The organism is Kitasatospora sp. NPDC051170, from assembly GCF_044455705.1.
Lineage (GTDB): Bacteria > Actinomycetota > Actinomycetes > Streptomycetales > Streptomycetaceae > Kitasatospora.
Genome location: NZ_JBITFA010000007.1, coordinates 123,314 through 136,399 on the forward strand (window position 1 = coordinate 123,314; position 13,086 = coordinate 136,399).

General features: G+C 70.9%; 3 protein-coding genes. All 3 read right to left on the reverse strand.

All coding sequences use genetic code 11. The features are described from left to right. Nucleotides 1-2: 2 nt before the first annotated feature. Nucleotides 3-10,643, reverse strand: a complete 10,641-nt coding sequence (locus ACIBCA_RS17215) for a LamG-like jellyroll fold domain-containing protein (RefSeq protein ID WP_396283709.1) — start codon at nt 10,641-10,643, stop codon at nt 3-5. Nucleotides 10,644-10,790: 147 nt separating this feature from the next. Then, the gene (locus ACIBCA_RS17220; protein ID WP_396283710.1) at nt 10,791-11,615 is read right to left on the reverse strand and encodes a helix-turn-helix transcriptional regulator; all 825 of its coding nucleotides are present in this window, start codon (nt 11,613-11,615) and stop codon (nt 10,791-10,793) included. A gap of 505 nt (nt 11,616-12,120) precedes the next feature. After that, nucleotides 12,121-13,053 carry a Gfo/Idh/MocA family protein gene (locus ACIBCA_RS17225; RefSeq protein WP_396283711.1) on the reverse strand — a complete coding sequence of 311 codons (933 nt, stop codon included), beginning with the start codon at nt 13,051-13,053 and terminating at the stop codon, nt 12,121-12,123. Between the last annotated feature and the right edge of the window lie 33 nt (nt 13,054-13,086).

Below are 13,086 nucleotides of genomic sequence, written 5' to 3' on the forward strand. Positions count from 1 at the left end.
TCCTAACGGCCAAGTGGAACCATCGGCCCATTATTGGGGCCCTGCTTCTCATTATTCACGGTCTTCACCCTCAGCGGTATCAATGTGCCATCAGGAGCCTCTCCGACGGCGACCATGAAGAATCCCATCGGAATCGTGCTTGACTTACTTTCGTAAATCGGATCCACCAGGTAGTTGACGACCATATTTTGTCGCAGCGCCGCCCCCACGACGTTCACTTCGAAGTCTCGCATACCATAGCGGGTGGTATTGACTCCGACCTGGAAACATGGGGCTAGGTTCTCTGGATCTCCCCGACCGCCGAACTCTCGTGCGATGAAGTGGCAACGTGCCAGGAGGTTCACATCCGGCTGACCGGCATCGACCCGCCAGCCGGCATTACGTGCGATCTGCTTGGCTTCCAGCCATCCAGTGATGTCAGCCCTCGTCGCTTCCGTGCCGCGATCCTTGTCCGGCAATCCGACCAGGCATGCGACGGCGAGAGTAGGCCGCTTCACACCAGGACTTCCTACTACATCCTCCATGTCCCCATACTTGATCCACCCGCGTGCATTCTTGTCCCTTTGGTCGTCGCTGTCAGCCCCGACTGGCTTGCGATTCAGACAACTGTTCGACCTGTTCTTGTCATCTGACGAACTGCCTGTACCAGCCCCTGGCGCGGAGTGGGTGTCCGGTTCCTGGGACGGGGCGGCGTTCTGGTTGGTGGCCAGCTGCTTCTGGAGCTCGGCGGCGCCATAGGCGGCGGCGACGAGCCTGAGCATGTCACCGAGGGTTGGTGCTGCCCAGTCGAGCCGGGGGACGGGGCGTTCCACTGCGGCCTTGGAGGGGTCCCAGAGCTTCTCGTTGGGCTTCTGGCCGTTCTCCTCTTCCTTCTTCTTCTGGGGCTCGGGCAAGCGCGGCGGGCGTGGGGTCTTGCACCGGGGGCCCTGGCACTTGGGAGGGGTGGGGTCCTCCCTGCCCGGGTCGGTGTCGGGGCGGGCGCCGATGCGGGCGCGGAGGTCCAGCTTGTCCAGTTCGAGGTCGTGGATGCTGGGGACCGTCGCGTAGTGGGCGGTCGTCGCCGCTGCCGAGCTGCTCTGGGCCGCGCTGTGCTGCTTGAGCAGTTCCTGGCCGATACCCGCTACGGCGAGTCCGAAGACGACCTTTCCGAAGGCTGATGCGGCGCTGCCGGTGCTCGGCAGTCCGGGGCGCACTGCGACTCCACCGCCGCCGGCACCGCCGCCACCGGCCCCGTCCTTCGTCGACATGTGCCCCGTGGGGTCGGTGCCGTTGAGGGGGTCGCCGTTGGCGTAGGTGTAGCGGTTGGTCTGGGCGGAGGAGGAGGGGTTGAGGAGGGAGGAGTCGCGGCTGGTGAAGCCGCCGGTGCCGGGGCGGTACCAGCGGGCGGCCATGTTGACGTCGCCGGTGGTGGGGTCGGTCCAGCCGCTCTGGTAGCCGAGGGTGGTGGCGGTGCCGGTGGTGGCGGTGGGCTTGCCGAAGGGGTCGTAGGTAGTGGTGCCGGTGACGGTGGCGCCGGTGTTGTCGAGGGTGGTGGTGACGTCGGTGTGCTGGTCGGTGCGCAGGCGCAGGCTGGTGGTGGAGTTGGCGGCGCCGAGGAGGTTGCCGGCGGTGTCGCGGGCGTAGGTCCAGGTGCCGTCGCTGGTCAGGTTGTTGGAACCGCCGTCGTAGGTGAAGTGGGCTGCGTTGCGGGTGGTGACGCGGTCGAGGGCGTCGTAGGTGTAGTTCGTGGTGCCTTCGGTGATCAGGCGGCCGAAGGCGTCGTAGCCGAGAGTGTCGTCCGTGGTTCCGGTGGTGACGCCGGCCAGGGTGCCGCGCGCGGTGTAGCGGTAGGTGCTGGTGCCGTCGGAGAGCAGCCGGTTGCGTTCGTCGTACGTGGCGGTGGCGGTGCCGTTTCCGGTGCGATTGCCGGCGGCGTCCCAGGTGTAGGCGGTGGTGGTGCCGTCGCCGTTCCAGGAGGTGAGGCGGCCGGCCTGGTCGTAGCCGTAGCGGTTGTCCTTGACCGGGTCGGCGGCCCCGCCGCTGACGGTCTTGCGGGTCAGGCGGTTGTCGAGGTCGTATTCGTACGCGGTGCCCGCGAGTGGGGTTCCGGCGCCGCCGACGGTCAGGAGCTGGTCGCCGGCCAGGCGGCCGAGGGGGTCGTAGCTGAGGCGTCGTTCGGAGACGGCCTTGTCCTTGCTGGTGTCCGTCGGGTCGGCCTGGATGTACCACTGCTTGTTCACGCGGCCGTCGCCGTCGTAGCCGTACCAGTTCTTGGTCTTCAGCTTGGGGTTGTCGGCCCAGTCGAGCTGGCCGTCCGGCTTGTAGCCGAAGACGGTCAGGTCGGTGTCCATGTCCCAGCGCTTGGCGACGCGCCCGTCGGCGTCGTAGTCCCAGGTCTGGCTGGCCGGCGCCTGCGAGGTGCCCGTCCTGATGGGCAGGCCGCGGTCGTTGTACACGTAGTTCTGGGCGTTCGGGGCGGCGCCGGTCTGGGTGAGGTGGCCGGCCTTGTCGTAGGCGAGCACTCGGACTGCGGTCGCCTTCTCGGCCCCGCTTCCGGTCTCGCGCACCAGGCGTCCGGCCGGGTCGAAGGAACGGGTCCGGGTGACGCCGCCCGGCTCGGTGACGGCGTCCGCCTGGCCGCCCGAGTCGTAGCCGGTGGTCCAGGTGCGGTCGACGGCGTTGGGATGGGCCGTGGTGGCGGGTTCGATCGTGGACTCGGGCAGGCCCCAGGTGTTGAAGGTGTAGACGGTGACGTTGCCCTTGCCGTCGGTCAGGCGGGTGCGGTGGCCGACGGCGTCGTAACCGAAGGTGGTGGTGATCGCCTGGCCCGCGGCCACCGGTTCGGTGAGCTTGACCGGGCGGCCGAGGACGTCGTAGGCGGTGCTGGTGACGGCGCCGGTGGCCGGGCTGGTGCTGGTGAGGGGCCTGCCCTCCAGGTCGTACGTGGCGGTGGTGGTGCGCAGGACGGCGCCGGCCGGGTCGAGGTCGTCCGTGGCGACGGGATTGCCCAGGGCGTCGTAGCGGGTGCGCACGGATTCGCCGAGGGGGGCGACGGCGCGCACGGCGCGGCCGGCGCCGTCGTACTCGGCCTTGCTGACGCGGCCGACGGGGTCGGTGCTGGTCACGATCTGGCCGGCGGGATTGTAGGTGGCGCTGCTGGTGCTGCCGGCCGGGGTGGTGAGGGCGGTGCGGTTGCCGGCGTCGTCCCAGGCGAACTTGGTGGTCAGGTTCTGGAGCGTGGGCTGGCGTTCGACGACGGTCGCGGTCAGGGTGCGGCCGAGCTGGTCGTAGGTGGCCTCGCTGCGGGCGCCGAGCGGGTCGGTGTCGGACAGTTGGAGGCCGGTGGGGGTGAAGGTCGCGGACCAGGTGGGCGCGGTGTCCCACACCGGGCTCTGGAGGCCGGGGCCGCCGGTGGTGTTGGGGTCGACGCGCTGGACCTGGTGGCCGAGGCGGTCGTAGCCGAAGGTGGTCCTGCGGTCGAGGCCGTCGGTCGTGGCGGTGACCCGCGAGAGCTTGTCGTACTCCACCTTGGTGGTCGAGGCGGTCGCGACGGTGGAGCCGGGACGGTAGTAGGTGGGCGAGTTGACCTGGGTGACCCGGCCGAGCGGGTCGACCGAGCTCGTGACCTGGTTGCCCAGCGGGTCCTTCCCCCGGACGGCCTCCCCGAAGGCGTTGTAGCCGGTGACGGAAGTCGGGCGGGTGGTGGTCGCCGCCGCTCCTGCGCTCTCGGTGGAGACCGGTGGTGCCACGGTGCCGGTCCGGCGCCCGAGCGTGTCGTACAGGTAGTTGGTGGTGTACGCCGCCGGGTCGGCGCCGGGGGCGTTGCCGTTCGGCGGGGTGGTACCGGTGACGAGGCCGCGCTGGTCGTAGCTGAAGGTGCTGACGGCGGTGGCACCGCCGGCGCTGGAGGCCAGCTGGCTGCGGGTCAGGCGCCCCGCGGTGTCGTACGTGTTGGTCTGGACGCTGTTCTCGGTGTCGCTGATCTTGAGGGTGCTGGTGGTGACGCGGTCGTCGGCGTCGTAGGCGAGGGTGGTGGTGCGCGCGAGGCCGCCCGGGTCGAGGACGGTCTGGGTGATGCGCCCGGACGGGTCGATCGTGCGCACGGCGGTGGTGCGGCCGCCGCCGGTGGTCTGCTTGACCAGGTGGCCGGCGCCGTCGTACTCGTCGGCTTCCAGGACGATCGAACGGCTGCTGCCGTCGGCCTGGGTGACGTCCTGGGCGGTGACGGTGGCGGGCAGGCCGTCGTCGAAGTAGGTGTAGCCGAGGACGGCGCCCATGGCGTCGGTGCGGGAGGCCAGCCGGCCCGCCGGGTCGTAGGCGCGCGACTCGACGGTCAGGTTGCGCACGCCCTTGTCGTCGCCGTTCCAGCCTTCGACGACGGTGGTCGCGGGCTGGCTGCGCGGGGTGTACGTGTAGCGGGTGACCTGGCCGAGCGGGTCGGTGACGGAGGTGCGGCGGCTGAGGGCGTCGTAGCCGTACCGGGTGACGCCGCCCATCGCGTCGGTGTCGCTGTCCAGCCGGCCGGCGCCGTCGTAGCTGCTGCTGACGGTACGGGTGCCGTCGGCGCCGGCGATGTCCGAGGTCGTGCTGCCCGTCGCGCGGCCGTCGGCGTCGAAGGTGACGGTGGCCTTGGTCTGGTGGGTGTCGCCGCTGACGGCGTCGGTGACCTTGGGCCCGGTCTGCGCGGTCTGGCGGCCGAGGTCGTCGTACTCGTACGTGGTGGTGACGCCGGCGGGCTGGGCGTCGGAGGTCTCGGTGGTCGAGGTCCTGCGGCCCGCGGCGTTGTAGGTGTGGGTGAGGGTGAGCCCGCTGGGCAGGGTGGTGCGGGCCAGGTCTCCGGTGGCGTAGTAGGTGTAGCCGGTGACGGCGCCGGCGGCGGTGGTCTCGCCGGCGAGCAGGCCGGCGGGGGTGGTGCCGCCGCCGTAGGCGGGTTCGGTGCCGGCGGTGTAGGCGGCGTGGGTGGTGCGGCCGTCGGGGCGGGTGGTGGATTCGGGCAGGCCGAGGGTGTTGTAGCCGACGGTGGTGCGGTAGGTGGTGTCCCCGGGTCCGGTGGAGCGCGCGTCGCGGGTCTCGGTGGGTTTGTCGTTGCGCGGGTCGCGCGGGTTGTCCTTGTTGAGGAAGTAGCCGGTGTAGGAGGTCCAGCAGGAGTTGACGTCGCGGCAGGTCGTCAGCGAGACGGTGTTGCCGCGGGCGTCCTGGCCGCTGACGGTGGAGTGGCCGTTGGGGTCGGTGACGGTGTGGACGAATCCGCCCGTGTCGTAGGTGTAGTTGGTGGTGTTGCCGCCCTCGTCGGTGCGGGAGATGAGGCGGTTGCCGCGGGTCGCGTCGAGGATGTCGGTGGAGGTGTTGCCCACCGGGTCGGTCAGGGTGACACGGGAGGCGAGCTCAGTGGCCGAGGAGGCCGAGCGGGCCTGGTAGTGGGCTCCGACGCGGTCGGCGCTCAACGGGTGCTGGTAGAAGGCGACTTCGTCGATCTGGCCGGTCAGCCACGACCACCCGCCGTTGCCGCCGGGCAGGGTGCCGGTCCAGCCGCCGCCGAGGTAGGTGCGGTTCATGGTGAGATGGCTGGGGGCGCCGGCGGCGCTGCCGGCCAGGGCGCCGTCGAGGTACAGCGACTGGGTGCCCTTCTCCGCGCTGATCACGGCGTGGTGCCAGGAGCCGTCGGTGACGGAGCCGGCGGAGGCGATCGGGGCGCCGTTGATCCCGAAGAACATGCCGCGCAGCTTGCCGTCGGCGCCGACGTACAGCACCGGGACGGTGGTGTACGGGGCGGTGCCCATGGGCTGGCTCTGGATGTTGAGCAGGACACCGGGGGCGCCGGTGCGGAACCACAGTTCGGCCGCGAGTTCGGTGGTGGTCTGAAGGATCGGGGTGGGCAACTCGACGTAGGAGGTGTCGGTGCCGTTGAACTCGGCGGCGTGGCCGTCGCCGGGGCCGAACACGCCGGTGGTGCCCGGCTTGACGGCGCCCGCGTAGATGCCGTTGCCCTTGATCGCGGCGACCTCGCTGGCGGCGGTGGTGCCACCGGTCTCGTCCAGGCGCCAGAAGCCGCCGGGCGAGTCGGCGACCACGGAGCCGCGGTAGCCGACCCCCTGGCCACCGACCTGGGCGCTGCGGGCACGGTAGTGGGCGACGACGTCGCCGTCGGTCAGCGGGTGCTGATAGACGGTGACTTCGTCGATGCTGCCGCTGAAGTGGCTGATGTCGCCGGGGGCGGCGGGCCAGAAGCGGGCGAAGCCGGCGCCGATGTAGGTGTGGGTGTTCTGCTGGTGGTCGACGGCTCCGTTCTGGACGCCGACGATCTGGCCGTCCAGGTAGAGGGTCTGGGCCGTGCCCTTGGCGGAGACCACGGCGTGGTGCCAGGCTCCGTCGTTGACGGGCTTCGCCGAGGCGGCGTTGTCCATCGGGCTGCTGAAGAAGCGGCCGCGCAGCTTGCCGTCGGCGCCGACGTACAGCACCGGGGTCCAGCTGCCTCCGACGCCACCCTGGTCGTCGATCGCGCGGCTCTGGTCGCCGATCAGCACGCCCGGAGTGGTGGTGTTGAACCAGAGTTCGACGGCGAGGTCGGTCTTGGCGTGCAGGACGTCCTGCGGGATCTCGATCTGGGCCTTGGCGGAGCCGTCGAAGCGGGCGGCGGTGTCGTCGGTGGGGGCGAAGACGCCCGGGGCCTTCTTGGTGACACCGTCGCCGTAGGTGCCGGTCAGGCCGTTGCCGGTCTCGCTGGCGGCGGTGGCGCCGTCGCGCTCGCCCAGGCGCCAGTATCCGGCCGGGTCGGACGCCTTGACCGCGTTGCTGTAGAGGAACGAGCCCCCGCTGTAGGCGGGGTCGGAGATCTTCCAGTCTCCGCCGGCGGCGTCCGTCACCTTGGTCACGCGCTCGGTGGTGGCGTCGTAGGTGACCTGGGCGCTGGTGCGGCCCGACGGGAGGGTGGTCCTGGTGAGCTGGGTGCTGCCGGTGCGCAGGGCGTAGTGCTCGGCGACCGTCTGCTCGGTGAGCGGGTAGTCGTAGATCGCCGCCTCGTCGATCTGGCCCTTGAACCAGGACCAGTCGCCGTTGCCGCCCGGCAGGGTGCCGGTCCAGCCACCGCCGAGGTAGGTGCGGTCCATGTTGAGGTGGTTGATCTCTCCGGCGGCGGTGCCGACCAGCGCGCCGTCGAGGAACATCGCGGTGTTGTCGCGGGCGCCGGCGAGCACGACATGGTGCCAGGCGTTGTCGGTGACGGTCCCCGGGGTGGTGATCGGGCCACCGGTCACACCGAAGTAGAGACCACGCAGCTTGCCGTCCGAGCCCACGTACAGGGCGGGGACGACGCTGTAAGGGGCTTCGCCCATGGCGCGGTTCTGGTAGGTGAGGATGACGCCGGGCGCGGTGGTGCGGAACCACAGTTCGACGCTGCGGTTGGTGGAGGAGCTGATGGCGCGGTTGGGCAGCTCGACGTACGACGTGGAGCGGCCGTTGAAGGTGACGGCCTGGTCGGCGCTCCCGGTGAGCGCCCCGTCGGCGCCGAAGGTGACGTCCTTGGCGGAGGCCGGCGAGCGGTCGCTGACCTGGGCGTCGTTGGTGAGGGTACTGCCGTCGGCCTGGCCCAGGCGCCAGTAGCCGGAGGGACCGGCGTCGCGTACGGCGGTGCGGTAGCGCGAACCGGAGCCGTAGTCGTAGACGGTGCAGCCGGTGGCGGCGGCCGGGTCGGCGCCGGGCGGGCAGACCTTGGCGAGCCGGTCGCCGCTGTACTGGTAGGTCCAGGTGGTTCCGGCGGCGGTCACCGAGGTGACGTGGGCACCGGTCCAGGTGAGGGCCAGGGCGCGGCCGGAGACGGCGTCCTTGACCTGGGTGAGGCGGCCGCCGGCGTAGACGAGGTCCTGGTTGTGGCCGGCGATGTCGGTGATGCGGGTGAGGCGGCCGTCGGCCCCGAAGGTGTGGACCTTGCCCGCGCGGTCGGTGAGCGTCCAGCCGCCGCCGTCCACCTTGCGCAGGTCGGCGGCCATGCCGCCGCCGGGCACGTAGACGTTCTTGTTGGGGTCCCAGCCGAAGCGGGCGCGCGTGCCGTTGGAGGCGGTGAGCAGCACGTTGCCCGGCAGGGTGAGCCAGCTGCTGGACTCGACCTGGACACGCATGTCGAACGGGGTGGACCAGCCGGCGCCGAAGGCGCCGTCGGTGCGCGGGTCGAGGGAGTTGTAGCTGCGGGTGACGGCGAGTTCGGGTCCGACGACGGGCAGGGCGGCGTCGGTGGCGGCGGTGGTGTAGTTGCCGGCGGCGGTGTTGACGCTGCGTCCGGCGTCGGCGGCGGTGCTGTACTGGCTGGGCTGCGGCACGACGGTGCGGATGTACGACGGCGCGGTCCACGGGCTTTCACCGGCTCCGTCACCGGCCTTGGCGTACCAGGCGTACTGCTCGTTCCAGGTCAGCCAGCCGGCCGGGACGACGAAGCGGCCCTGGCGCTTGAGGTACTCGGTCTCCTTGCAGTCCACCTGGGCGTCGCCGCCGACGACCCGGCAGACCTTGAACTTGTAGTCCAGTTCCGGGTACGGCGCCCGGTCGGGGTCGACGCCTTCGGCGGTGAGGGTGGGCTGGAGCTGGTAGACGACCGCGCCCGAGGGCGGGGCGAGGCGGGTGAGGTACGGGGGGACGTTGACGGAGGAGATCCGGATGTTGACGGTCGGCACCCCGGCGTCGGCCCAGAAGTTGCTGACCATGAACTGGTCCATGGTGAACGCGACGGTGTAGTCGGCCTGCGGAAGGGTGCGGATGTGCGCGTCGACCACGGCGCTGCCGCCCGGCGGGACGTCGTTGGGCATGGCCGTCCAGGCGATGTTGCTGCCGTAATCGGTGATGTTGTTGCCCGACCCGTCGAACAGCAGGTACGACATCTTGTAGTTGTTGGTGGGGGTCCAGGTGTCCATGCCGCGGTTCCACACCCGCAGGCGGACGATGCCCTCCTGGGTGGCGGTCACCGGCTGCTGCAGGCCCAGCAGTTCGTAGTCGGCGCCGTAGCGCGACCAGGTGACGTCCAGCGCGGGCTGGCCGCCGTTGTTGTTGACGCTGCCGAACTGCTTCCAGGAATAGTTGTCCCCGGTGTCGGCCTTGATGGCCAGGCCGTAGTTCGGGGTCCAGTGGTGGGTCCAGGAGTTGACCAGGTTGCGGCCGTCGGCGCCGAGGTCGATCGACTCCCATGCCTCCGGGCAGGCCCAGGCGCTGGTGGAGGAGGGCCGCCAGCCGTGGGCGAAGGACGGTGCGGCCAGGGGCGGGCCGGTGGAGGGGCCGGGCAGGCTGCGCGTGGAGCTCGCCGCCCAGTCGGAGGTGATCTGGTGGATGGTCACGGTGCGCGGGGTGCAGCTGTAGGACCATCCGTTGTACAGGGCCAGCCGGGCGCCGAGGATGTTGGCGTTGCTGAGGGAGTCCTCGATGCCGCGGAAGCGGATGAACGAGGCGGCCTGGTGCCGTCCGCCGTCGTTGGTGCCGACCTTGAGGACGGTGTCGCCGGAGAAGTCCTGGTTGTACGGGGAGTAGGCGTAGGTGCTCTCGTTGGCCAGGACGCGGGAGACCGTCGGGTCGACCTTGACCGGGTAGACGCGCTCGGAGGCGTGCAGCCACGCCTCGTCGAGCTTGACCTTGAGGGCCTGGCCGCCGCCCGGCAGCTGGACGAGTTCGTAGGCGACGCCGCCGGAGATCACGCCTTCCTCGGTGTTGGGCGCGAAGTTGGAGTCCTGCATCCAGCCGGCGGGCATGCGGCCGAGCAGGGTTCCGGCGGGGTTGGTGAAGTGGACCGAGCCGTCGGCGTCGAGGGAGGCGCTCGCGCCCTGCAGGCGCAGCGGGAAGACCCACTCGGTGGGCGCGGTGGCGTCCTTGAGGACCAGGGTCTCCTTGAAGGAGGAACCTCCGGCGAGGATCGTCAGGTCGGCGCGCGGGCGGGCGTCAGGGTAGGTGATGGCACTGCCCTGCGCGGCACCCTGGGCGGCGGTTGCGCCCTGGAGGCTGTAGCCGATGGAGACGCCGTCGGCGAGCTGGAGCTGGACCAGGGGGTCCGCGTCGGCGGTGAGGCCGAGCTTGAGCTGCTGCTCGGTGGACGTCGTGGTCCAGGAGTTCTGGACGGGCGCGGCACGGCCCCCGCTGGCGGTGCCGCCGGGTATCAAAGTCGTGTCGATCGCGGACCAGGAGCCGTCGGAGCGGCGGAAGTTGACCGGCTCCGGGTAGCTGCGAGTGGTGAAGGTCCCGTCGGTGTTCTGGTACGTGCGCTGCTGCGCGGCGCGCTTCTCCGGAAGTTCCTTGCTGGTGACCGGGTCGAAGCTCTTCGCCGGGTCCACCTTGCTGACGGGCAGCGCGGCGGGCTTGCCCGCGGGCTTGGCCTCGGTGGCGGGCAGTTGCACGGGCTGGGGCTTGAGGTCCTGGGCCGGAACCGTGGTGCCGGTCCTGTCCTCGGGGAGTTCGCCGGGGGCGGGCGCCGCGCCCTGGCGCCCGGAGCCGTCCTTCGCCTTGGTGGCGCCGGCGGGCGCGTCGTGGCCGCGCCCCTCGGCGCTGCCCTGGTGCTGCTTCGGGCGCGGTCCGGGGTCGGCGGGTGCGCCGTCGGCGGTGCGTCGCACCACGGATTCGGCGAAGGCCGACCCTTCGACCGTTCCGAGGGCGACCAGGGTCATGGCCAGCAGGGCCGCCAGGGGACGACGTAGCACTTCGGGAACCTCACAGATCGGTCAAGGCGCGGCAAACCACGGGAAGTTCGGATGCCACGTGCAGGAACGACCGTAGGGCGAGAGTTCCCCTATCGATATTCTTTTCGAGAAGAGGAGACGCGTTCAGGAAGTCAGGAGACGCCGTGCCTATTCGGCCGTGACCCGCACCGCCTCCTCCCCGAGCCCGAGTTGCGCCCGACGACGGTGTTCGCGCGGCGTGAGGCCGTACGCCGCCCTGAAGACACGTCCGAACTCGGAGGCACTGGGCATGCCGCAGCGGGCGCCGATGGCACGGATCGGCAGGGCGATCAGGGCCGGGTCGGCGAGTTCGCGCTCGGCCCTCACCAGCCGCTGACGGCGGATGAAGGCGGCCACGGTCTCCCCCTCGAAGTGCCGGGCGAAGAGGCGGTGCAGGTGGCTGACGGAGATGTGATGGGCGGCTGCGACCACGGACGGGGACAGCCCGGGATCGTGAAGAGCGCCCCGGATGAACGCCCTGATGCTCTCCGTCCGCACGCTCGGCCGGTGCTCCTGCTGCAGCTCGCCCTCGGCATCGAGCTCGCCGGAGATCCAGACGGACACCAGCTCGACCACGACCGCGCCGAGACGGGATGCCTCTCCGCGCTGCAGGACGGCAGCCTGACGGTCCAGGTTGATGACGAACTCCGCCAGCAGCGCCCCCGCCCCTTCCCGACCGGGCAACCGTCGGCCCAGCAGGCCGCGCAGCCCATGCGGGGGCACCGACAGCAGAGACGCGGGGAGGTCGATGCCCACGCCGCCTCCCGGAGGAGAGCCCACGCCCGAGGTCGGACGGCCGGACGTCCCCTCCTCGTACGGGTGCTGGCTCTCGATGAGGCAGAGGTCCCAAGCGTCGAACGTCTCGACGTGACCACGGGCGTTCCTGAGCACCTGTCCTCCGGAGGAGGGCAGCAGGGTCAGGCGGTACCACCCCTCGTCCGCCCTCCGGATCATCCCCTCGGTCCGTCCGTGCCGCACCGACGGAAACGATGTTCTCAGCAGGACCACCGGCCCCAGCCCGAGGCGCTGCACCTGCGCCCCGGCCTCGTCCGCATGCACATTCGTCAGATCGCGGCCCCGGGTCCACGCGACCGCCTCGCGCCGCCGCTGGACACGGTCGTCCGCAGACGATCCGCCACTGTGAACCGCAGTCTTCACGTCCGCGAACATCCCCGCCCTCGACATATTTCATCCACCGGCTCGACACAGTCTTCTCGCCGACATCATCGGGGACTCCCGCGCCACAGCCAAGTGGCTTCGGGAGGACGTCGAGGGCGTCGAGGATCTTTCTCGGAGCGAGTCGGGCCTGGTCAGGCGGCGAGGCAGACCGTTGCAGCGGCGAGGGCGGCGCCGACCGCGAAGCCGGTGGCGAGGAACCGTCGAGGGAGGAACGTCAAGGTTCAGGCGTGCCGGCGGAGCCGCGTGCGTACCGGTTGAAGTCGAAGTGGCGCACTGTTGGTCAGAGTGCCTCGAGGCGGTGGACGATCTCTTCGCAGAGTTCGTGGGTGCGCAGGGCGTCGTGGGCGTCGAGGGTCTTGCCGGTGCGGGCGGCGTCGAGGAAGGAGTGGACGCACTGTTCGATGCCGCGCTGGCGGGCGACGGGGACCCAGTCGCCGCGGCGGCGGACGGTGGGCTGGCCGCGGTGGTCGATGACCTCGGCGAGGTTGTGGACCTCGCGCTTGGAGTCGGCGCCGGAGACCTGGAGGACCTCCTCGGTGGAGCCGGAGAGGCGGTTCATGATGCCGAGGGCGGTGAAGCCGTCGCCGCCGAGGGTGAGGACCAGGTGTTCCACGAGGCCCTCGCGGACCCGGGCGCGGACGTCGATGTGGTCGATCTCGCCGGGGGCGAGGAAGCGGAGGGTGTCGACGACGTGGATGAAGTCGTCGAAGACGAGGGTGCGGGCGGCCTCGGGGAGGCCTTCGCGGTTCTTCTGCAGGACGATCAGGTCGCGCGGGCGCTCCAGGGCCTGGGCGTAGCCGGGGGCGTGGCGGCGGTTGAAGCCGACCATGAGGGAGCGGCCGGTGCGGTCGGCGAGGTCGACCAGTTTCCGGGAGCCCTCGAGGGTGTAGGCGAGGGGCTTGTCGACGTACACGTCGACGCCGGCGCCGAGGAGTTGCTCGACGATCGGGACGTGCTGGTCGGTGGAGGCGTGGACGAAGGCGGCGCGGATGCCGCCGTCGATCAGCTCGGCCAGGTCGGTGAACCGCCGCTCGGGGCCGACGCGGTGGGTGTCCGCGATGCGGGCGAGCTTGGCCGCGTCGCGGGTCATCAGGTGCAGGTCGATGCCCGGCACGGCGCCGAGGACGGGCAGGTACGCCTTCTGCGCGATGTCCCCGAGGCCGATGACGCCGATCGGGAGCGGGGCGTCGTGGGCGGTGGCGGTGGGGCGCATGAGGTCTCCGTACGTCGCGCGGGCCGGGCCCCG